Here is a 23,119-nt window from a genome sequence, read left to right as displayed (position 1 = left end):
TTTTTGATGCTGAAAGCGAGATAATAGTTTCCTTCTCTGGTCAGAACTGAACAGAAAAGTGTCCGGAAGCGTCCATAATTAACTATGTGTTAAGGGGCCTGGAGCGGTGAAATTCGATGATTTTGAACGGGAAAAGGGTATTTGATTTCCGTGAAGGCGAGTGGTCGGGAAATTGCATCCGGAAAAAAGAACCCTGTGGCTGTAACTTTTACCGTCCCTGAAGGTACTTGTAGGTAAATCCCTTAACCAACGCGTATGAACCGCTTAAAAATAACACTGTCGGCCGGCTTGATGGCTGCCCTGCTGGCATCCCCGGCATTCGCCCAGAATACTAATAAGAGCTCAAGCAAAGCAAAGCAAACTGAAGAATCACGGCCCGATGGACTGCGCAAGATTGCCAGCGGTTCCGGCGTTCAGGACATCGATATTGACATTGATGAAGAAGAACTTGAAGCCTCCATTGAGTCAGCAGTTGAACAGGCGATGCAAACTGTTGAGTCTGTACTCAACAATCTGGAGATCCATATTCCACCAATTGATGTTCATCTCGACAACATGAACTTCAACATGGAACCTTTGAACATTCACACCGAAGATATTGACATTGACATCCCTGATATGGATATCGAGATGCCAGACATTGATGTTCAAATCCCTGATATCGACGTTGAGATTCCTGAAATTGACATAGACATTCCTGAGATCGACATGGATATGGACATGGACTTCGATATCGACGACGATGATGACATTGCGCACGATTTTGATCGCGACTGGAATCACGACGCTCACTATTCGTCAGATGAGGACAAGGACAAAGACAAGGATAAAGTAAAAGAAGACAAAGAGGTCAAAGACAAGTCTTCGAAGACGAAAGCAGATAAAACGGATAAGTCCAAAGACGATAAGACCAAAGGACTGAAGAAGATTAACTAGATCAATTCGCTAAGAATCAAATTCGGTTAGTACGTATAATTTGCAAATGAAAGAGGGACATCAAAAGTGTCCCTCTTTCTATTTAATTCTGAGACGGCGCGGAGCGCCGCAGGCAGGGGAGACTGCGGCTTTGCTATTGTAGTGTGCGTGTAGGACCGCCGCGTTGATACCGGTTATTGTTCCTTGTACACACGCACCATGAAAACGTACTTACGCCATTCGTTCACCTGGTCTACGCGTGAAGGTATTTTCTGTGAGCTGACCCGTGAAGGTCGGATGAGGGTCTTGATGGAATCAGGTGCCTGATCAATTGATGCCAGCAGTATCGTTGACTTTATTGCGAATGCCGTACCCGAGCTTTGGGTTTGCTGCCCACTGATGATGCCGACAAGGTCGCCTCTGTTATTAAAGAGGGGGCCTCCGCTGTTGCCCGGATTCACAGGAACCGAGATCTGGTAGGCGATTGGATTTCCCTTGTAACCCGTCATCGCGCTGATAGAGCCTGCGCCAAAAACCACATCTTCCTTAGGATAGCCCAGTGTAAACACATCTTCAGCCAGACTGCTCTCCTTCTTCGATATTGCATAAGGAAGGCTCGATTTCTCCAGCACGAAACCTGGAATCTTTAAGAGGGCGATGTCGTTCTCGCGATCCTGGTAGACAACTTTTGCTTTGAGGTTACCAAATGCTTCATTCTCTACAAAGATTGAATCAGATTCACGTACAACGTGATAGCTGGTGGTCAGGTATCCGTTAGAAGAAATCATAAAAGATGTGCCGGCATAGTTAGCCGGTGCGGGCGCAACTTTCTGTTCCGCGATGTCATCCATCATCAGCTTCTGCGAGCGCTTGATCTGCTCAACATTTCTTCGGAGTTCTTTATAGTTAGCTGATTGTTCGTTCTTAAGTGAACGCGTGATGATGAACGTTGCCACGACGCTGATCAAGGCCACGGAAGCGGCGATTCCTGAAAGCTTCCAATAGCCTACCTCGAATCTCCGTGACTGTTTTTGATTGGTTTGGCGGGCTGAAGACGATATCATCGAAGCTTGAGATCCCGCGGCTGTACCGGCCTCTGCAAGTGCAGGTTCGGCGTTTACTTCGCGATGGGCTGCTTCAAGCAATTGCCGCACGCGCATGCGTTCTCCATGGCGTACCACCACCTGAATCAAGGCGAGGTGTTCCTTTGCAAGCTGGCGATAAGAGGCATCGGAATTCATCCGGTCCTCCACCGCTGCTATTTCCTTCTGGTCCGACGTACCCTTAGCATAGCGGTCCAGCTGGTCGATTTCTTCAACTGAAAGTCTCATATTAATCTTCCTGGCGTCCATCGAAGAATAGTTTCTTCAATCGTTGCAGGCATTTGTATTTCTGGTTCTTGGCGTTGTCGGCGTTGGTATAGTTATACTTGGCGCTGATTTCCTCCATTGAGTTTCCTTTTACATAGAAGTCCCGAATGATACTCTGGCAGGGCTCGCCGAGGCCATTCATGGCTTCATTCATTCTATCATAGTCGAGCTCCATTTCCTCGATGCTCCGCATTTCTTCTTCCACGCGAAGAAAGGACTCCGCTACCTCGAAGCTGCCATGGTATCGTTTCTTATGCGTGAGCCGTTTCAGCCAAAGACGCCAGCTGACTGCGTAGATGTAGGTTTTAATCTTGCAGGTCAGCACGAAATCAGGCTGTTGCGCTCTTTCGTAGAAGGCAATCATTGCATCCTGATAAATGTCCTTAGCCTCTTGCTCTGTGCCGTTGTTCGAGCAAATAAGATGGACTATCATGGGGTAGTGTGTCTTATAAAGCTCCTGGAGCGCTACTTCATTCTTCTTTCTGATTTCAGCAATGATCAGCTCGTCGAAATAGTACACAGGTTTTCGAAGTCGGTTTTATACTTGAACGTCCCAAAGGTAACCCAACAAAAATTCTCCTTTTTTCTTGGGTGACCTTTTCAAAAAGTCGGTATGAAGGCCAAATTTCTTAAAACCTATGAAAACAATCGTAAAATCTATCGCTTCTTTGATGGTTATCGCCGCACTCGTTGTAGCCTGCGGTCCTAAAACTGACAATTCAGCACAATCTGAGACTGAAACAGCTCAGGATTCTGTTGAAACGGTAGCTCCTGCTGACGAAGTTCCTGCGGACTCTGCTGCGGTTGACTCAACTGCAGTACACTAGTCGTCCCAAAAAAATACCCCGTAAACTAAAGTGAAATGGCGCGGGAGGTGTGCGAGCCTCCTGCCCTGACACTTTTCCGTATCCTCTCCGTTGCTTGCATTAAGCAAACCTTTAGGGCCTCCGCCCTGTCATAATTTCTGTTCACTGTATTGATTTATTGCTCAGCCGGCTATTGTCTGCGCAATACTGCTATGCGTTCTATTTCGAAAATGATCGTTTTCGGAGCGAGCGTCGCTTTGCTGTAGTGAAAACTCAAACCTCATTAAGAAACTAAATCATCGTTAATATGGAAACACGTCTTAAGTTCGCTTTGATTGCCGCACTCACTGCTGTTGTCGGATGCAGTGGAAAAATGGAGCCTTCATCAATTGAGGACGCTTCAAGTGATGCACTTGCCAAAGAAGTAGCCCAGGCTACGCCGGTTGCTCAGGCTAATCCCGTCCCCGACCTGTATTCGGACGGTTTTACAAAATTGATCAAGACTGCCAACTATCGGTTTGAGGTGGAAAATGTCCACAAGGCCTCTGATGCTATCGAAGTGGCTATACGCCGGCACAATGCATTCCTTTCCTCTTCAGATCTGCGCCTCGACAATCCAATACTGGAGAGTAAGATGACAATCCGCGTTCCAAATGAACAGTTTAATGATCTATTAAAGGAAATCGATCTGGAAGCGCGCTTCGTGAACTTTCGCGATATTAAAACGGAGGATGTATCCAAACAATTCGTCGACCTCGAGTCAAGGCTGAGATCCAAACGCGAAGTGGAGCAGCGCTACATGGAAATACTTCGAAAGAAAGCAGGCACAATTGAAGAGCTGTTGAAGGCCGAGGAACAGATCGGTGATCTGCACGAAGAAATTGAGGCAACAATCAGTCGCATCAACTACCTGAAAGATGAAGTCAGATACAGTACGATCAACCTGGAGATCTATCAGCAAGTGCAACAGGCCGTTGCAGGTACTGATCCATCTACGCTTGATGAAATGAAGAATGCACTGGCTTCAGGATGGAAGGGGCTCATAGGGGTAACAACGGCTGTGCTCTATCTCTGGCCGTTGATAGTACTCGGCGGTGCAGGTTTATTGATTGCCCGCCTTGTAAGAAGAAAGCATCGTGTACAGGTGTAAACTGTCCGGCATTCACCTTAGCGCTTCGAAGCTATAACGCGCATTCTCCCAGAATGCATCAAGCGCTATGATCCTGGGCTTAAAGAAAGAAATCAATTCGGGCCAGTCGTCCTTATTGAAAACCGATACGTTTGATAACTCTTTTTCAATGCGCGCCACCGGTCTGCCACTTTCATCGGTGGTCGCGCGTTTCCAATCCCATTCTTCGCTTAGCTGATCATGCAGCAGCATCTTCAGCTCAAGAAACTGTTCGAAGTACAGGTCACGGATACTTGCGTCGCCATGTTCAATTGAGATGGATATAGAAGCAGTTTTGTTTCCCGCGTGCATCCGGAAATAAACATCCTTCACCCTCGTGTGATAGTTGATCCAGTTAATGCGCAGTCCCTCGGATGAAAGCACAGGGTTCAGATATTTGCCGAAAGTCGTCCAGAACTCCTGCCTCGTCCGCGATGCCTCTTCACGTGTATACATGCGGCAAAATACAAAACAGCGGCCTGACCTTTGTTGCAGGTTATGTTGAGCTGAAGGAAGAATCCACGCTGCTTAAGGTCATGCAATGACACCAAGTGCAGAGTTTAACGGCATGTACGATTGTAAAGTAACTTCCCTCTCCTTTCCCTTAAGAGCAAAGGCTCCATGAGTATGAAACTCATATCTGCCACCAAGAATAGACGCCAGCTCTGAAGATAAGAGGAGATCTGTGTTCAGACGAGTGCACATGCTCATAATACGCGCTGCCGTATTTAATACGTCTCCCGAATAAGTGATCTCGCGCTTTACGGTTCCCACTTCTCCCGCAATGACGCGGCCATAATGCAATCCTGCTTTAAAAGAGGGAACGACACCATACCTATTGACATACTTGACTCCCTCTCTCGACATTTTCGCCTTGATATCAAAGAATGTTTTTACGCACCGATCGTTGGGTCCATCTTCCTGGTAATCCCACTGAACGACCACCTCATCACCTACATATTGATAGATCCTTCCACCATTGTTGACGATTTCGTCTGATATGTCGGCAAAAAAATCGCGCAGAAGTCCGTGATATTGTTCGTCACCCAAACTCTCAGCTAACCTGGTTGAATCATTCAAATCAAGGAACATAAAGATCTTCCGTTCCTGGTGGGCGACGTTGTATTGTCCCTTGAGTATGCGGAGCAAGTTGCCTTCTCCGAATCTCTTGTTGATCTGAAGGATGACCTGAGTGATTGCTACAACGCAATACCAGGTGAAGATATTCTTGATTCGAGTATCGTCAGAGAGAAAGCGCTTTATAACATTCCAGGTGTTGGAAACTTCAATTGAATTAGTCAACGCATGTAAATATGCAATGCAGGTAATGACGACAACAATGATGGCTATAACTCCCAAATAAACTACGGTCGCCACTAATACTGTTGATATGATGGGCTTCGTATCGTACCTCGTGTTGATAACGAAGATGAGGAAAGAACCGCCGGTGAGGCCACCGATCATAGCAGAAATACAATTGGATACCAGAGCGTATTGAAATGAATAGAACGAAGAAGCACCATTGGAGTTCATGGAGTTTATGATCAGGTGATCATATAACGTCATGACTATAGCAAAAGCCATCCATGCTCCCAGCAAAACAAGCAGTTGATAAAATTGGATCTTTGTTCTTGCGCTCATGACTTTGATCGTGTTTGATAAATCAAAGGTATGTATGAGCTGTAATAACAATAGCCAGCCAACACGACAAAGAAGGGGTGCTTTGCGACATTCGGGTTACGAGTGACTTTAAGAATCGTGGCCAGGAAGGATTGGCGGATAAAAAGCGAAGGGCCGTCTGCTTTGAGGAGACGGCCCTTCTGTCGAACTACTTGAAAATTTTCCTTTCGCTGGTTTTCAAGCCAGAGCAAGTTATGAGGATGTGATCTCAGACTTATTTTAGGGACGTGCCCTATCTAATTCAAAAGCCACTCCTAATTTTCAGTTGTTCTTTGACTGATCTATATACAATTGCATGCCATCAAAGCTTTGACGCTAATTCTTTCAAAAAAGGCTCTTTTGGTCGATAGTAACCCAATACTCGTATATCATACGACTCACGACGGGGACTGATCGTGGAGTTGTTTCACCACATGCAAAATTCCTTCCATTGATGGTAATTTGATTATCGTGAAGGCAGAGACTCGCAACGCCCGCAATCCATCGATCACCGTACAATTATCATTGCTCAGCTAAACAGGATCTTATTCACGATCTGAATTTCATCACGATTGATGGTATGTCCCATCCCTGGATAAACTTTCTCCGTCACGACACCCTTCATTTCGCGGATAATGCCCGTGGATTCATTGACCCGACTTACAGGAACGTGAGGATCGGGATCGCTCGTGCCAATAAACACCGGTGTTCCATTGAAGTCTCCCCTATAATTTTCACTATATATCCTGTCGCCGATAAGGCCGCCGGTGAAAGCAGCAACGCCACCCCATCGTCTCGCATTTCTTGTTGTGTACTCCAGAGTAAGACAGGCGCCCTGTGAGAATCCCATGAAGTAGATGTTCTCGTCTTTGATGCCGGCCTTTCTTATTTCCTCGACTGTTTCATCCACGATTTGTACCGCCGAGGTAATCCATGGCTCGTTTTGTTTCACAGGAGCCATGAATGAAAAGGGATACCAAGTGTAGTTTGTTGCTTGTGGTGCAATGAGAGCAAAGTCTTTAAGATTAAACTCTCTTGCCAGTCCAAGAATATCTTCGGCAGTTCCACCACGGCCGTGAAGCATGACCAGCGCCTTCGTAGCCTTATCTAACGGCTGGCCTGCTCTTACTATCTTCTTTTGATGCATAATGTCTCCTTCCTATTTGTTAACACGAAACTTTGGTTGTAATTCCGTGTTCTATCCATTCTTCCAATTCTGGTCCCAGATGTCGTTGTATAATTCCGGATGCCGCTTGAATTGTGCATGGACATACTGGCAAAGAGGTACAACCTTGAGATGATTGGAGCGCGCATAGCCTATCATTTGCTCCAGCAGTTTAGCAGCTATGCCTTCGCCGCGTAACTTTTCGGACACCTCTGTGTGATAGACCACTAAACGTTCTCCGATGATGGCGATCACCATCTCAGCGAATCGTTCTCCATTTTCTTCGATCACAAAGGCTCCGCGCTTCTGATCGTTTAATTTTAGTTCTATTGCGTTCATGGCCAGTCTCTTTCTAATCTGCTTGAATGATTGTATTTCTAAATGCTGCGTTCACTTAATCCGGAACTACAACTACCAGTATTATGACAACACAGGAAGTACTTGCTCAATCTTCGAACGACTTCCTTCGTATTGTGGCGGCAGCATGAGGTGCGTTCCCAGTTCTTCTACCGTTTCATCTGTTGCAAATCCGGGATTGTCTGTTGCTATTTCAAACAGCACGCCACCTGGCTCGCGGAAGTACAGTGAGAAGAAGTAGTTCCTATCGATCTTTGGCGTGATCTGATAACCTGCCTTAACGATTTGCTCGCGTATAGCGGCCTGTACTGTTTCATCCTTCACCCGGAAGGCGATATGGTGAATCGTTCCCGCTGCATTCACGCCGCGTGGACTGCTCACTTCGAGTATGTCGACTACGTTGGCTGTGTCGATAGCGTCAGTCGCAAACCTGTAACGGTTGTTTTCTTCAGAAACCAACTTATAGCCTAACAGCTCAAGTACTTTTTCTGTTGCGTCCTTTCTGTTCAGCGTTAGCGTCACACTATGAAAGCCTTTGATCGCTACATCGACTGCTACTTCTGCAGTACTCCAGCCTTTGCGATTGTCTTCTTTGTTTGAAACGAGCAGGGTCAGCGGTAATCCATCGGGATCTTTGAATGACACATAATCATCGCCAAATCTTTTACCTGTTTCATACTTCACCTGATGTGCTTCCAAACGGGTCTTCCAGAAATCAAGACTTCCTGCTGGGACGGCGTATACCACTTCCGTTGCCTGTCCTGCACCAGGTGTACCCGATGAGATACCTTCCCATGGGAAGAAAGTCAGAATAGAACCAGGCGTTCCTACTTCATCGCCAAAATAGAAGTGATAGGTTCCAGGATCGTCGAAGTTCACGGTCTTTTTAACCAGGCGTATTCCAAGCACGCGGGTGTAAAAGTCGAAGTTTCTTTTTGCGTTTCCAGCAATGGCCGTCACGTGGTGAAGGCCTAATATTGAGTTTTTCATATGTCCTTTGTTTGGTTCACTGGTATAACGCAAGTTTAGCCGCCAAAGATCAGTGATTATCTTGAACTAGATTAAGAAAACGTACAAGATCACGTTGCCCTACCCCACAGTATTTCAGCACTTTATTTCCTGATGGCAATGCGGCGCCTGATTTTGCTGAGGAACTCGGGCGTCATACCCAGATAGGAGGCAATGTTGTGCAAGGGAGCGCACTCCATTACAAAGGGATACTTCTCAGTAAAAGTAAGGTACCGCTCCTCTGCTGTAAGCGTGAGATTATTGATGATCCGCTGCTGGCTGGCCACCAGTGCATTCTCTGTAATGATCCTGAAAAAGCGTTCGAACTTTGGTATCCTTTCGTAGAGTTCTTCCTGTTTCTGCTTTGATAACAGGAGCAGACTTGAATCGGCGAGCGCCTCGATGCGCAATACGCCGGGCTTCTGATGAATCAGACTGTACATGTCAGCGATCCACCATCCGCTTAAAGCAAAGCTGATCACATGTTCATTGCTTTGCTTGTCTACAGTGTAGCTCTTCAATGCGCCGTCGACGACGAAGATAGAATGCTTGCATACTTCACCTTCTTTGGCCAGCAGCGTCCTTCTTGAAACTGTTTTCTCTTCAAGTCGGGAAAGGAAGAAGGCAACTTCGTCATCGCTAAGCCTGATGTGCTTTTCTACACTGGCGAGTAATGGTGCGGTATCAGTTTTATGCCTGCGTAGCATGTCTTGGTTTGTGCATTAGGTTTTCGTTAGGGCTTACTCTGGAAGAACCTCTCAACTTTTTGATAGTGCAAAATTAGTGAGAATATCGGCAGAACCGGCCATAGACGTTAACAGTATGTTAACCTATGCATCATCTGAACATAAATCCCGGCCAGTACTTTCACGGGATTAATCAACCCTAATCCCACGACTAATGAGACGATCGCTACCTCTGGCACTATGTGCTCTATTTTATCTTTCTTCCTGTCAGTTCTTTGAAGACCATCCCGGTAACTATGAAAAGTATACGCAGTTCGTGCGTGTCGATGAAATCAAGCTTGACGGTGGTGAAACCGCTGCTGAGATTTCAGCATTTGACCCAAAGACAAAAAGGTTGTTCACCGTTAATGCGGTGAAAGGTGCCATCGACGTCATCAACATGTCCGATCCTTTTAATCTGGCTTATGAGCAGGAGATTTCCATTACTCAATTTGGTGGAGGCGTTAACAGTGTAGCCGTAAAGAATGGCCTGCTCGCTGCCGCAGTCGAGGCTGAAGACAAGACCGCGCCGGGAAAGGTAGTCGTTTGGAATACGTCTACCCTGGCCGTGGTGTCGTCAGTGCAGGTTGGATCATTGCCGGACATGGTTGCTTTCAGTGATGACGGCAAGTTCATCGTATCAGCAAACGAAGGCGAACCCAACGAAGATTATACAGTGGACCCGAAAGGCACGGTATCTATCATTCGCGTTCCCGGATACCGCGTAACCACCATCGACTTTTCTGCGTGGGCGGGATCCGCCGAGGCCTTGAAAAAGAAAGGCTTCAGAACTCCTGGCCGTGCCGGTACCACATTCGCGCAGGATGTAGAGCCAGAGTATGTAGCGATCTCCGACAAGTGCGATAAAGCCTGGGTTACATTACAAGAGAACAATGCAGTTGCCCGCATCGACCTTTCAGGTGCACGTATTGAAGCGATCCTTCCACTCGGATATAAAGATCATTCTAAGGCAGGCTTTGAACTGGATCCCACAGATCGCGCCGGGCTCCCTCCAAAATTTGTTAACGGCCCCGTGAAAGGAATGTATTTGCCAGATGGAATCGCCGCATTCGGCAGCATTTTTCCCTATATCATCACTGCCAACGAGGGGGATAGCCGCATTCGTCCTACGAGCGACGATGCACTGCCACCCTATGAAGAAGGTGATCTGTTCAATGAAGAAGAACGCATCGGTGGCGTAAAGCTTGATACAGTAAAGTTTCCCAACTATAAGGAACTTCAGAGCAACGTGAACTTCGGTCGCCTGAAGATTACCAATACGCAAGGTGACACGGATGGCGACGGCGACTACGACGAGCTCTATAGCTTTGGCGCCCGCTCATTTACGATCAGAGATGGTCTCTCCGGAAATATCGTGTATGAAGCCGGCAGTGCATTGGAAAAGTTCCTCATCGAAAAGGATGCATCTCTTTATGATGATGCACGCAGCGACGATAAGGGCGCAGAACCTGAGTCGGTCCTTGTTGGTAAAATCGGCCCGAGGACATTGGCATTCGTTGGACTAGAGCGCGCAGACGCTATAGTAATAGTGGACGTAACCAATCCAAATGCTCCGATCTACCTGCAGGTTCTTCATACAGGCGATGCTCCAGAAGGTGTGTTGTTTATTTCTGCGAAGGAGAGCCCTAACAAGAAGTCGTTGCTTGTTACCAGCTGCGAAGGCGATGGAACGGTACAGGTATTTCAGTTGAGCGGCAAAGAGGAAGATCTCGCAGGCATATAATTACGCAACGGATCTCTGGTTAAACCAGATCAGCTAGCATTCGGGGCGGTACTGTTCATTCAGTACCGCCTCTTTTTTTTGGACTAATAAATAAAAGTATGAAAGTGATCACCTGACAGCATTCAATCGCCGTTGTTATTTTTTGAAGTAACTTAGCACTAAGGCACAACATCGTGGGGACTTTCATTCATCAGTTCTTTTTTTTGCTTTGCTATGGCAGCATCATTCTGAGTGCCTTCGTCGTGTTGCTTCTGAATTCGCGTGACGTTAAAAAAGGCAGGGCAAATGTATTTCTGTCCATTCTTCTCGGTGCGCTCGCTTTCAGTGTTGCTCATATTTTGTTCGCAGGTGCCGTAGTCTCACACCTTTCCGCCAGCGTTTATTCGGTAGGCGATCCGACGTTCTTTCTCATTGCACCATTGCTTTGGTTCTATATAAGAGCGCTTTGTGGTGAGTACATAACCATGAGCTGGAGCACGCTGCTTCATTTTGTTCCGTTCTTGCTGATCATAGCTCTATCACTTTCATTGAGATCAATTCAATCACAGGAAGCCATCGATGTACTTAACCGCATTCATGGAACGGTGATCCTGGCATTTTGGGTACTGCTCATCATTCAATTTACCAGTTACCTCACGGCCGCGCGTAGGAAGTGGCAGCAATTCAGATTAATGATTCAACAGGAAGTTTCGAATACAGAGCATGTAAGCATTGAGTGGGTACAGTTTTATATGATCATCTTCCTAACCATTAATGCGGTTTTGTTCATCAGCCTGATCGTTGCTTTACACCTTGACGACCGATCATGGCTTATCAGGATAACTGCGGTCCTGTTCTCTGTTTCGATTTTTGCATTAGGCTATAAGGGTATTCTGCAACGTGAGATTTTCTCCCAGCACACAATGCCGTTGACAAGCGAACCAAAGGCCTCCATGACGGTCCGGACGAACAATGAAGATGAGCGTGTTCAGCAATTGAAGTCGTTCATGGAAAAGAGTAAGCCGTATCTCGACGCCGAGCTAACACTGACAAGTCTGGCAACGCAATTGAACATCACGCGGGGGCAGCTTTCCCTTTTGATCAATGAAGGCACCGGAAGCAACTTCTACGATTTCGTTAACCGATATCGCGTGGATGAAGTAAAGAGGCTCATGACTGATCCTTCGAAAAGCAATTTCAACATGCTTGGCCTTGCGCTCGACGCGGGGTTCAAATCGAAATCAACTTTCAACCTGATCTTCAAAAGATTTACCGGTTTAACTCCAACCGAGTACCGTAAGAATTCGTCAGAGCAATCATCACTGGAATCAGAGCAACCACCTCAGGAATAGAACACAGTAAGCATGAACAACCAGACACAGTTTGCACCCCACCTTGCGATTAAAGTGCTTCGCCCTGCCGTCGACTTTTATGAAGCTGCGCTGGGTGCCAAAACACTTCATACATGGAATAACGACGACGGAAGCATTCATGTCGCGGAAATGTCTCTCGAGGGCTTACTTTTCCATTTGCATGAGGAGTCCCCCCATGTCAATCAACTAAGTCCTGAATCTGTGTCGTCGACAAGTGTACTCATCGGAATCTTTGTTGCCGATCCTGACACACTCTATAATAGAGCACTTTTGGCAGGAGCAACGATTGTCAGCCCTATGCAGGATTACGATTATGGGTATCGCCAGGCGACGGTCGTCGACCCGTTCGGTCATCAATGGCTGATTCAGAAGAAATTGTAGTTCCTCAATTGGCCATCTCTGATCTGCTGAAGTCTTAGGGCATTCAGGAAGTCCAAATGCGTTTTCACACGTCCTTCTGGATTCCGATGGACGACTAACAGGTCATCAAAGTGTTCATTGCAGCCAAAAAGCAAGCTATGAGCACACCTAATTCGCTGATCGAAATCTCTGATGTCAGTAAGTCGTATTCACTTTCGTCGGGTACATTCTTCGCGCTGCAGCAAGTGAATCTGAAGATTGATTCCGGGCACCTGGTGGCGATCACGGGAAAGTCGGGAAGCGGAAAGACAACGCTGTTAAACGTCATAGCGGGTATTGACCGGCCAACTGCAGGGCGCGTTGTGGTGAACGGGGCGCAGATCGATCGCATGACGGAGCGACAGCTGGCTCCGTGGCGTGGGGCGAACATAGGCGTCGTATTCCAGTTCTTCCAATTATTGCCAACGTTAACCATCGCCGAGAATGTGATGCTGCCGATGGACTTCTGCAATACGTTCCACCGATCTGTTCGCAGGAAGAGAGCCCTGCAACTACTTGAAATGGTCGATGTTGCTGAGCAGGCCGACAAGCTACCTTCCGCACTATCAGGAGGGCAGCAACAGCGGGCTGCCATTGCTCGCGCACTTGCCAACGACCCGCCCATTCTGATCGCCGATGAGCCTACAGGCAACCTTGATTCATCGACGGCGCAGACAATATTTCAGTTGTTTATCAATTTGTCGAAAGGTGGCAAGACAGTCATCCTGGTCACGCACGAACGCGAACTGGCAGAATCATTTGATGTTGTTTTTGAAATGAAAGACGGGCGTATATCTCAGGATGCCTCAAACAAAATGTCTGTTTCGATATGAGCACCAGGGTACTGAAAGTTATACGCGACCTCAAGCTTGAGTATGGCCGGTCAGCCATGCTGATAACGGCAATCTTTATCGGCGCAACAGCAATAGGAATTATACTCGGCGCATATGCAGTGCTGAAACGGGAGATGAGAAATAACTATATGGGCACTGTTCCTGCATCAGCAACCCTTGAGGTAGACGACAGCATTTCTACTGACATTCTAAACGCAGCCAGAAAATTTGACGGCGTCCTCTTAGCCGACAGGCGCGCAACAATAACAGCCCGCATGAAGGTAGACGGACGCTGGTTTCATTTGCTGCTTTTTGTTGCTGACGACTTCAGTGATTTACACACTAACAAATTCACTCCGGTATCTGGTAAAGTAATACCGGGCCGAGGTGAAATGCTTGTGGAGCAAACGGCCTTTGGAGTTATGCACGCAGCAGAGGGAGACAGTCTCCTGGTGAAGTTGGAGGACAGGGAAATAAAGATCAAACTTAGCGGCACCGTACACGATCCAAGCCTGGCACCCGCCTGGCAGGAACAGGCTGGATATGGATACATTTCAATGTCAACATTGAAGCTGTTGAATCCTGAGGCGAGGTTTAATCAGTTGCGTATTGTGGTAACTGAACGTTCGGATTCCAGAGAACATATTACAAAAATATCACGCGCGTTGTCAGATCATCTTGCGGGCATGAGTGTGGGGGTGCATGAAATTCAGGTTCCGTCGCCCGGCAGGCATCCTCACGAGAGCCAGCTCACGACCGTAATGACAATCTTCGTTGTGTTCAGTCTGCTGATACTTGTCCTTGCATCGATCCTCGTATCAACTGTAATGGAGACCGTAATGATTAAAGAGATCAGACAGATCGGCGTGATGAAAACCATTGGAGGCCGGACAGGTCAGATCTTTGTAATCTATCTGTTATCCATTGCAATTCTCTCAGGTGCCGGATGCATGCTGGCGATACCAACGGCACGCTTAGGCGCAGCAGCATTTTATAACATGCTCGCCGGACTACTGAATATTACGGTTCACGATAATAGTATCCCTTTTTGGACAACAATGGCGCTGATTTTCGCTGGCACAATGATACCATTAGTTGCCGCAGCAATACCGGTTCTTCGCGGCAGCAGGGTTAGTGTTAAGAAGGCGATCTCCAATTTTGGTTCGTCACAGCGCATTTCAAATATCACACTTGCCATTACAAAATACATTGAACTTCTGTTTGGTTCTCAGCTTTTCAGAATTGCCGTTAGGAACGTATTACGTCAGCAGCGTCGTCTGACCATGACAGTGTTGCTGCTTGCCATTGCCGGGGCGGTATTTATGACCGCCCTGAACGTGTCAGCGGCCTGGGACAAAAATCTTAGCCGTCTATATGTTCAAAAGAAGTTTGACTTCGATGTCAGATTCGACTCAAGCGTGGACACCGTTATGATCGGCAGGGAACTGAAGCAAGTGAATGGAATACACACATATGAATTCTGGTCTATGCTTTCCGCCTCCGCTGAAATTAAAGACAAGCTTTCTATCACGCGAACATATCCAGACAAGGGGCACGGAAGTTTCAATATTGCCGGACTGCCGCCAAACACGGAGTTGTTGAACCCAACGGTCAGGCTAGGACAATGGCTCAATGATCAACATCCGGAGGGTATTGTGCTCAATCAGCTTGCTGCTGCCCAGATAGAGGATGCTAAGCCCGGAAAGGATATCGAACTGATGGCCGAGGGAGTAGTAACGAGGTGGAAAATCATTGGAATAACCGAGGATGTTGGCACCCCGGCCACCGCGTATGTGTTGCTGGATGCGTTAATGAAACAGCGCGAATCTTCGGTAAACACCTTGCGGGTTGCATACAAAGACCGGTCGTATGAGAACGCCGTTGCCAACAATGAATCAATTGAAAAGTTGCTTCAATCGCTTTCTGTTCCGGTAGCCTTCGCGTTGCCTGTGTGGGTTCTGCGCAACGCCGTAGCTGCCCATATGAAAATCCTGGTGGATACATTGCTGACGCTCTCATTATTAATGGCTGTTGTCGGAACGCTTACGCTGATCTCCAGTATGAGTATCAGCATACTTGAACGGACGCGTGAGTTTGGTATATTGAGGACTATCGGCGCCACGCCCTCCAGGGTAATTCGACTCGTCGTATATGAGGTGGGTTGTGTAAGCATTCTGAGTCTGGCAGTTGCCTTCCCCCTTTCCCTTGGGCTATCAACCTACCTGAGTTACCTTGTTGGCGCCCTTTCTTTTGGCACTCCCCTTTCGCTAACGGTATCCTATCCGGGCATACTCGAATGGACGGCCCTTCTGATCGTCGTAGGATTAACAGCGAGCATCGCCCCTTCAATACGAGCTAACTCAATCACAATCCGTGAGGCAATAGCTTTCGAATAATAGTGTTTATTAAGGAGGATCACAGCTTAGTTTTTAATGCAAATACTTTTTCATTGCATTACTCCTTCATATTGATGACCTTTCAAGGGTAATCGCGCCTCTCAAGATATGGAAGTTCCTGTTAAAATTATTTCTGCCGAGTATGTAACGCACGATGTGAAGCAGTTTCGTGTTGAACGTCCGGCAGACTATTCATTTGTTCCCGGGCAGGCAACAGAAGTATCCGTCAATCTTCCTGAATGGAAGGACCGGAAAAGTCCGTTCACATTCACGGCACTGACAGACAAACCCTATCTTGAATTCACCATCAAGATCTATCCTGACCGGCATGGTGTAACGGACCAGCTAAGTAATCTGCGTCCAGGGGATGAGTTGATTTTACGTGACGTGTGGGGTGCAATCGAATATAAGGGTCCTGGTTATTTCATAGCCGGCGGCGCCGGCATCACTCCTTTCCTTGCGATACTGCGAATGCTTAAAGCGACTAATCAGGTCGCTGATAACATCCTGTTCTTTTCAAATAAGCGTGACGAGGATATTATCCTTGGAAGCGAACTCAAGTCTATCCTAGGAGATCGCGCGCACTTCCTGATCACCCAGCAAAAAGACACGAAGAACGACCGGCGTCGTATCGACGAAGCCTTCCTTAAGGCGGAGGTGAATGACTTTAGCAGACATTTCTACGTATGCGGCCCTGATCCGATGATCGCTGCTATCAATGAGACACTGGTGAAACTTGGAGCGAAGCCTGACTCTGTAGTATTTGAAAAGTAGGTCACGCTATCAGATAAGCCCCCTTCGTTATGGGGCTCCGGTCTTCTTTGAATCCTTTATTCTTAGTAGTGCTCCATCAATCACTACTTCGGGTTTGTCTTCATCAAGGCAAAGCCCTCGAGATAGTGGTATACCTCGCCAAACCTTAGCCGGCTATCTTCGGTCATTTCGTATGAAGGGCCGCTCGAGACATATAAGTTTCCGATACGTATGAAACGACTATAGCCGTCATCAACGGCAACCTTTGAGCCCTCACTTTGGATTTTCTCGGCTTTAAACTCCCGCAACTTCTTAAGTATTGCGTTACGGTCGTTTTCCTTCATTAGATACGAGCCCCTTACCGGCGCTTTGTGTCCGGCCTGATAAACAATTATGCATGAGTCATAGGTCATTTTCCCGCCCGTGTGACTGCCATCCATACTTCCGGTGTAGGAGAATTCAATAACAAAGTCTCTGCCCCAGGTCGACGGAATCGATTTTTCGGATGATTGTCCAAAGGAATTGATTGCGAGGATGCATGCAAGAACTAGTGTAATACAATAGTGCATAATGTTCGTTGGTTTCGAATTCAAACTTTAAACATGAGATGTAAAGATTGTTCTAATTCCATATAAAGTAGGAGACAAAATCGCATGTGCCTGTAAAGTCGTGCATACCTTGAATTGCGCAAAGGCCAAAGCATTTAAAAAATGCCACTAAGGCCTTCCTGACACTTGTGCGATTTCCGGCTAAGGACTGTTCAGAAGTGTACAACCAGTTTCGTCCGCCACTGCAATAGGAAGCGGGAAAGCGATTTCTTGATGCTGGCATGAATTTATCCTACAAGTGTTGAACAAATCGATATGGCGAGATTTTATCTGGGAGAACTGGAAGAGCTTATCCTTCTGATTGTGGCAATGCTTCGTGAAGAAGCATACGGCGTTACGGTGGTCACAGAACTGCAAAAGCAGGCTGGCCGCGAAATATCGATCAGTGCAGTGCATGCCGTGTTGCACCGTTTGGAAGAAAAGGGATTCGTTGAATCGCGTATGGGCGGTTCCTCCTCCGAACGGGGTGGACGCCGGAAAAGACTATTCAGGATGACGGCCTATGGACAGCAGGTCATCGAACAGCTGCGTGATACCCGAAACACAATATGGGACATCATCAGTAACCCCTCTGCGTGATGAACCCTCAACCCCCGAAAAGAATCGTTCGACTAATAGAACAACTTGCTCCACGCGCATTTCAGGAAGATATTCTTGGTGACCTGGACGAGATGTTTGCAAGCGACATTAAACACGGTAACGGATACGCCAGACGCCGCTATACGATAAACGGACTTGGATTTTTATTCAAGTCGTTCTTCTGGACTCAGAAACGACAACCTCGACAAATCATGATGATCGGCAGCTACTTTAAAATGGCCAGGAGAAGCCTGATGGCCTACAAGACAACTACTTCAATCAACATCCTCGGACTGGTGATCGGTATCGCGACAGCCCTTGTGATCTTTACTGTTACACAGTTTGAAAAGAGCTTTGACACCTTCCATAGTCAGGCTAATAATACGTACAGATTAGTGCGTGCAGGCGGTACAGACATGTCAGAATTCAGAACTGGTATTTCCTTTCCTGTGCCGCCGGCGATCAAAGCAGAAGTACCGGAGCTCGTGGACGTCACGTCGATAGAATACTTTGGCGGAGCCAACGTAGAGATATTAGATTCGTCTGGAACCACCCTCGACAAGTATCGTGAAGAGGCAGGATTCACGTTCGTGCAATCCAATTTTTTCAAAGTATTCGACTATAAGGGCATCGATTTAAAATGGATCTCTGGGAGCGCTGTATCTCTTGACAAGCCAGGAACCATTGTGTTAACCAAAACCATGGCGCGCAAATACTTTGGCGATAGCAATCCCGTTGGGCAGAACATCAAACTTCAACGCAAGTTTGATTTCACGGTAGCCGGCGTGATTGAAGACTTCCCTAGCAATACTGACTTCCCGTTTACAGTACTGCTGTCATATTCCACGCTGCCGCGGTTAAACGGTGAACAGCGTATGAATGATTGGGTAGCTGTGAATGACTCACATCACACTTATGTAACGGTCGCGCCAGGCGCGTCTCCTCAGGACATTGAAAAGAAGATCGCCAAAACTCACGCCACTCATACCTGGAAGGAACTTTCTGACTCCAGGCATTACCTTCTCCAAAAGTTATCAGACGTTCATTTCGATTCAAGGTTTGGAACTTATACGCGACGAACCATCAGCAAAGAAACGCTGATGGGTCTTGCTGCTGTGGCCTTATTCCTGCTGCTCACGGCGAGTATCAATTACATTAATCTATCAACGGCCCAATCGTCGTTGCGAGCCAAGGAGATTGGACTCCGGAAAGTGATGGGCAGCATACGTCGCCAGGTAATGGTGCAATACCTTATAGAAACATTCCTGGTTGTATCCATGGCAGGTTTTGTGGCGCTGGGAATTTGTCAGCTTCTTGTATTTTATCTCCAGGGACTGCTCAACATGCCGTCAAGCTTTATCACCCTTCCGGGAAAGGACATGATGGTGGTTGTCTCGGCAATAATAGTCGTCCTTACACTGTTCGCCGGCTTCTATCCATCCTTAGTGCTTTCGCGACTTAATCCAGTGGAAACGTTAAAAAGCAAATTTGGAACTGACAAAGTTGGAGGTTTCAGCTTCAGGAAAGTGCTGGTCGTGGCGCAGTTCACGTTAACGCAGATCATGGTCGTGGGCACATTCATCATCGTGATGCAAATGCGATACTTTGGCAATACGGACATGGGCTTCGACAAAGACAACGTTATCGCTGCACGCACTCCTGTCAGGGACCCGGTCGTGTTGAAAGGAATGGAAGACAAGCTTCGGTCGCAGGCCTTTGTGACAGACGTAAGCTTTAGCTACACCCTTCCGGGAGGCGTTCGACGTAACGGATCTTACGCAGACATTGGCCGACCCGAGGCATCATCCATGAGTGACTTTCAGGTATATGAATACGTGTCGATTGATGAGAACTTCCTGGACCTATACAATATCAAACTACTCGCGGGGCGTAATCTTGTAAAGGCTGACACAGCCAGAAACATTCTCATCAATGAAACTTTGCTGAAAGGTCTCGCGCTTGGAAGTCCAACTGAGGCCCTCGGACAAAAGCTGAAGATGGGTGATCAGACAATTGTCACAGTCGTCGGAGTTGTTGGTGATTACTACTCGAACTCAATGAAGGAGGCGCCGGGAAACATTGTGATGGTAATGCAGCCTGAAAACTATACTATTGTAAGCATCAAGATCAACACGCCTCCGAGCAAAGTAGCGCTTCAGAATGCCGTCAGCGTTGTGGACAAAATATGGAGTGAAACGTTTCCTGAGTTCATGTTCTCCTATGTGTTCCTTGACGAGAACATTGCAGCCTACTACGTGCAGGAAGACCGATATGCAAAACTGTTCCAGCTGTTCTCCATTGTGCTGCTAACTATTGGCAGCCTCGGCCTGTACGGACTTATTACATTCGTCGTCAACAGAAAAGGGAAGGAAGTGGCAATTCGCAAAGTACTGGGTGCAAGCATTGCGAACATTCTCACATTGTTTACGCGTGAATATCTGCTGCTGATCGTATTGTCGTTCGCGTTGGCGGTGCCTGTCGCAGTTTACTTCGTCAACGATTGGCTTTCCAACTTCAGGAACCACGTAAGCCTTAGCTGGTATTACTTCGTGGTGCCAGGTATCATTGTACTGGCAGTGGCGCTGCTGGTCATTCTCGGAAAATCTATGCGGGCAGCAACCCTTAATCCAGTTGATAAACTTCGTTACGATTAAGCTTAGTTGCAGCAATCCCCGAAGCTTCGACTACTGGCCGGGGCTTCGGTGATTGACTTGAAGTTGCGTGGATTAGCTGATGTTTTAAACTAACGTGGAGGCTACTGATCTCTCAGGCACGATGCAGGATTGGCACGCGCTGCGCGAAATGCCTGGATCGAAACCGTAAACCACGCAATCAATACAGCGAGCAGTCCAGCGATAAGAAAATACCACCCGTTCAATGAAGTTCTGAAAGCAAACGTATCAAGCCATGCGTTAGATGCGAAGTAGCTAACCGGCAATGAGATCAGTACTGACAGCAATACAATCTTTGTGAACTCCGACGTGAGCAGATAGACGATTCCCATCTCCGATGATCCCAGTACTTTCCGGATTCCAATCTCCTTGGTACGACGCTCCGCAGTAAATGCCGCGAGACCAAGAAGTCCCAGGCAGGAAATCAGTATGGCAAGTCCCGCAAAGTAACGCGACAATTTACTGACACGCTGCTCGGAAGCGTATTGACGCTGATATTGGTCGTCGAGAAAATTGTATACAAACGTGAATTTGGGATTGATCTTTTGATGAAGCTCCTGGAGTGATGCAACCACTGATTGCTCTTTGCCTTTTTCAATCTTCACGGCCATCAGCCAGGCATTGTTGTTCAATCGAAAAAACAGGGGCTTGTTCGGCTGATGCAATGATTCGTATGAAAAGTCTTTAACGATACCAACAATTTCAGATTCCTTGCCCCACAAGGTCACCTTCTCGCCAATGGGATTTTTCAGGGCCATGAACTTAGCGGCGGTCTCATTGATCACAAGCTTATTCGAATCGGCCAGGTTGCTGCCGTCGATTCCTCTTCCCTGGATGATCTGAAAACCGAAAACTTTATCAACGTTATTTCCCACACCAACTTGTTCGAACTCGGTGCGATCATTCGGATCCTTACCATTCCAAACCAGGCCCCAGGTACCACTGTTGTGGCCTGTCATGTTGTGGCCGATAACTGTTGAACTGATTTTGCCGGGGATTCTTTCCGCTTCTGCGAGGAACGTTTCAAGGCGTTTAACATCCCACATATCGCCCTGGCGTGGCATCATCAGCACATTGCTGCGATCATATCCCAGATTAGCTTCCTGAACAAAGGCGATCTGACTTTGAACAACGAGAACAGAAACAATCAGAATGACGGAAAGTGCAAACTGAAACACGACAAGCCCTTTACGGATCCAGACCTCACCGAGTGATGAATGAAGTTTTCCCTTTAACGTTGTTGCGGGACGGAATGCTGAAACGTAAAACGCAGGATACGTACCCGCCAGCAATCCTGTGATGAAGCCAATGGCGAGCAACACGACAATCATCTGACCATCGAATTGAAGGGAAAGCGATTTTCCGGTAATGTTGTTGAACGGTCGCATACACAGATCTGTCACGAGAAGCGCCAGCAGCAATGCTAAATATGATGTCACCAACGACTCCCCTATGTGCTGCGCCAATAGCGTCCAGCGTCCGGCCCCCATTGCCTTCTTGATTCCAACCTCTTTAATGCGCTGAGCCGACTTGGCCGTGGATAAATTCATGAAGTTGATACACGCTATTGAAAGGATAAACAGCGCGATAATGCTGAACAATTTCACATAAACGATTCGACCTCCCTTCTGAACGCCATTGAGATACTCGCTGTACAGGTAAACTTCCTGGAATGGCTTAAGAAATAGTGTTTTGTATTTGCTCGGGTCACTTGTCTTGATGCTTACGAAGTCGGCAATCTTTGCGTTAACTTGATTAATATCCGTGCCTTCTCTCAATAAAACATAGGTGGCAAATGAAGTGCTTCCCCATTCCTTTGCCCAGCTTTCCTTTGACTCGAAAAACGAGAAGGACAATACGAAGTCGAAGCGCTCACTTGACTGCTGTGGCAGATCTTCAAACACGCCCGACACTATAAACTGATCGCCATGATCGACTTCAATCATTTGATTCAATGCAGAACCAGTATCGCCAAAAAGCATTTTAGCAACGTTCCTTGAGATCACGATCGATTTCATGTCGTTCAATACCTGTCCCGCTTTGCCCTCGACCATTGGCAACGAGAATAACTCAAAGAAGTCCTTGCCAGCGTAGCGACCATCGACCTTTAATTCGGTCTCTTTGACCTGAAGCGAAAAGTTATCGGAGCGCGTTGTCGTGCATGTCAATTCAACTTCAGGCACTTCATCTTTTAACGCCTGGCCGAGTGGACCGTTTGTTCGGGACGAGGTCCATATTCCATCTGCTTTTTTACGGTGTTCCCAGGCAAAGTAAATCCGGTCGCCATTCTTATAGAAGGCGTCCATTGATACTTCGTCTTTGACCCAGAGGTAGATCAGTAATGCACAGGTTAATCCCGACGCAAGTCCGATAAGGTTAATGGCAAACACGCCGGCTGACCTTCTGGCGTTCCTTAAGATGATAAGCAGATTGTGTCGGAGCATAGGCGTTATATTTCCGGCAGGCCACACCACATTAATGCCAATTGCAGTGGCGCGTCAGAAGTGCAAAATTGCAGGAATTTGCCGCATTACCATTTGCCACCTGACCATTAATAGAAATGGAGCTGCCCATTAATGGACAACATATTGTATTATCCCGTTGGAAATA

The 23,119-nt window shown here is 47.2% G+C and carries 21 protein-coding genes; 11 read left to right on the top strand and 10 right to left on the bottom strand.

Annotated elements, in window-relative coordinates; genetic code table 11:
- Positions 1–255 precede the first annotated feature (255 nt).
- Complete coding sequence (locus WBG78_RS03225; protein WP_337324926.1) at positions 256–936, top strand: hypothetical protein; 681 nt, start codon at positions 256–258, stop codon at positions 934–936.
- Positions 937–1,109: 173 nt separating this feature from the next.
- Here WBG78_RS03225 and WBG78_RS03220 read toward each other — a convergent pair whose 3' ends face one another.
- Complete coding sequence (locus tag WBG78_RS03220) at positions 1,110–2,267, bottom strand: S1C family serine protease (RefSeq protein WP_337324925.1); 1,158 nt, start codon at positions 2,265–2,267, stop codon at positions 1,110–1,112.
- Positions 2,248–2,805, bottom strand: coding sequence for an RNA polymerase sigma factor (locus tag WBG78_RS03215; protein ID WP_337324924.1), 558 nt, complete (start codon positions 2,803–2,805; stop codon positions 2,248–2,250). The genes WBG78_RS03220 and WBG78_RS03215 overlap by 20 nt, the downstream gene beginning before the upstream one ends.
- 118 nt (positions 2,806–2,923) lie before the next feature.
- Here WBG78_RS03215 and WBG78_RS03210 point away from each other — a divergent pair, with 118 nt between their 5' ends.
- Together WBG78_RS03210 and WBG78_RS03205 are read left to right on the top strand one after the other, a co-directional pair.
- On the top strand, positions 2,924–3,112 hold the full coding sequence (locus WBG78_RS03210) for a hypothetical protein (protein ID WP_337324923.1): 189 nt from the start codon (positions 2,924–2,926) through the stop codon (positions 3,110–3,112).
- A gap of 286 nt (positions 3,113–3,398) precedes the next feature.
- Positions 3,399–4,241 (top strand): DUF4349 domain-containing protein, encoded by an 843-nt coding sequence (locus tag WBG78_RS03205; protein WP_337324922.1) that lies wholly within the window; start codon positions 3,399–3,401, stop codon positions 4,239–4,241.
- A 12-nt stretch (positions 4,242–4,253) separates the two neighbouring features.
- Here the strand turns inward: WBG78_RS03205 and WBG78_RS03200 are convergent, their stop codons facing one another.
- The 6 genes from WBG78_RS03200 to WBG78_RS03175 all read right to left on the bottom strand — a co-directional run bounded on the left by WBG78_RS03200 (position 4,254) and on the right by WBG78_RS03175 (position 9,155).
- A complete protein-coding gene (locus WBG78_RS03200; RefSeq protein ID WP_337324921.1) occupies positions 4,254–4,715 on the bottom strand; it encodes a DUF4268 domain-containing protein in 462 nt (153 codons plus the stop codon).
- Between the two features lie 78 nt (positions 4,716–4,793).
- Complete coding sequence (locus WBG78_RS03195; RefSeq protein ID WP_337324920.1) at positions 4,794–5,900, bottom strand: adenylate/guanylate cyclase domain-containing protein; 1,107 nt, start codon at positions 5,898–5,900, stop codon at positions 4,794–4,796.
- A 547-nt stretch (positions 5,901–6,447) separates the two neighbouring features.
- Complete coding sequence (locus WBG78_RS03190; protein ID WP_337324919.1) at positions 6,448–7,065, bottom strand: alpha/beta hydrolase; 618 nt, start codon at positions 7,063–7,065, stop codon at positions 6,448–6,450.
- A 51-nt stretch (positions 7,066–7,116) separates the two neighbouring features.
- A complete protein-coding gene (locus WBG78_RS03185; protein WP_337324918.1) occupies positions 7,117–7,422 on the bottom strand; it encodes a GNAT family N-acetyltransferase in 306 nt (101 codons plus the stop codon).
- A gap of 81 nt (positions 7,423–7,503) precedes the next feature.
- A complete protein-coding gene (locus WBG78_RS03180; RefSeq protein WP_337324917.1) occupies positions 7,504–8,430 on the bottom strand; it encodes a ring-cleaving dioxygenase in 927 nt (308 codons plus the stop codon).
- Between the two features lie 122 nt (positions 8,431–8,552).
- Positions 8,553–9,155: a Crp/Fnr family transcriptional regulator gene (locus WBG78_RS03175; protein ID WP_337324916.1), complete on the bottom strand. Its 603-nt coding sequence runs from the start codon at positions 9,153–9,155 to the stop codon at positions 8,553–8,555.
- Positions 9,156–9,348: 193 nt separating this feature from the next.
- On the opposite strand from WBG78_RS03175, the gene WBG78_RS03170 reads away from it, so the two are divergent.
- From WBG78_RS03170 to WBG78_RS03145, 6 genes are all read left to right on the top strand, one after another.
- On the top strand, positions 9,349–10,917 hold the full coding sequence (locus tag WBG78_RS03170) for a choice-of-anchor I family protein (RefSeq protein ID WP_337324915.1): 1,569 nt from the start codon (positions 9,349–9,351) through the stop codon (positions 10,915–10,917).
- Positions 10,918–11,090: 173 nt separating this feature from the next.
- Positions 11,091–12,248: an AraC family transcriptional regulator gene (locus tag WBG78_RS03165; protein WP_337324914.1), complete on the top strand. Its 1,158-nt coding sequence runs from the start codon at positions 11,091–11,093 to the stop codon at positions 12,246–12,248.
- A gap of 12 nt (positions 12,249–12,260) precedes the next feature.
- Positions 12,261–12,650 carry a VOC family protein gene (locus tag WBG78_RS03160; RefSeq protein ID WP_337324913.1) on the top strand — a complete coding sequence of 130 codons (390 nt, stop codon included), beginning with the start codon at positions 12,261–12,263 and terminating at the stop codon, positions 12,648–12,650.
- 137 nt (positions 12,651–12,787) lie between these two features.
- Positions 12,788–13,501: an ABC transporter ATP-binding protein gene (locus WBG78_RS03155; protein WP_337324912.1), complete on the top strand. Its 714-nt coding sequence runs from the start codon at positions 12,788–12,790 to the stop codon at positions 13,499–13,501.
- Positions 13,498–15,897 (top strand): ABC transporter permease, encoded by a 2,400-nt coding sequence (locus tag WBG78_RS03150; protein WP_337324911.1) that lies wholly within the window; start codon positions 13,498–13,500, stop codon positions 15,895–15,897. Before WBG78_RS03155 ends, WBG78_RS03150 begins: the two co-directional genes overlap by 4 nt.
- Before the next feature lie 108 nt (positions 15,898–16,005).
- Entirely contained in the window at positions 16,006–16,671 is a 666-nt protein-coding gene (locus WBG78_RS03145) for an FAD-binding oxidoreductase (RefSeq protein WP_337324910.1), read from the top strand.
- Positions 16,672–16,754: 83 nt separating this feature from the next.
- Here WBG78_RS03145 and WBG78_RS03140 read toward each other — a convergent pair whose 3' ends face one another.
- Positions 16,755–17,219 (bottom strand): hypothetical protein, encoded by a 465-nt coding sequence (locus WBG78_RS03140; RefSeq protein ID WP_337324909.1) that lies wholly within the window; start codon positions 17,217–17,219, stop codon positions 16,755–16,757.
- Positions 17,220–17,513: 294 nt separating this feature from the next.
- On the opposite strand from WBG78_RS03140, the gene WBG78_RS03135 reads away from it, so the two are divergent.
- Positions 17,514–17,837, top strand: a complete 324-nt coding sequence (locus tag WBG78_RS03135; RefSeq protein WP_337324908.1) for a PadR family transcriptional regulator — start codon at positions 17,514–17,516, stop codon at positions 17,835–17,837.
- Positions 17,837–20,491 (top strand): ABC transporter permease, encoded by a 2,655-nt coding sequence (locus WBG78_RS03130; RefSeq protein ID WP_337324907.1) that lies wholly within the window; start codon positions 17,837–17,839, stop codon positions 20,489–20,491. The genes WBG78_RS03135 and WBG78_RS03130 overlap by 1 nt, the downstream gene beginning before the upstream one ends.
- A 101-nt stretch (positions 20,492–20,592) precedes the next feature.
- On the opposite strand, the gene WBG78_RS03125 is transcribed toward WBG78_RS03130, so the two are convergent.
- Entirely contained in the window at positions 20,593–22,953 is a 2,361-nt protein-coding gene (locus tag WBG78_RS03125) for an ABC transporter permease (protein WP_337324906.1), read from the bottom strand.
- Positions 22,954–23,119 lie beyond the last annotated feature (166 nt).

Origin of the sequence: Chryseolinea sp. T2 (genome assembly GCF_037203685.1) — a bacterium.
GTDB lineage: Bacteria > Bacteroidota > Bacteroidia > Cytophagales > Cyclobacteriaceae > Chryseolinea.
The sequence above is the reverse complement of the archived record's forward strand: the minus strand, read 5'-3'. Positions and strand labels throughout refer to the sequence as shown.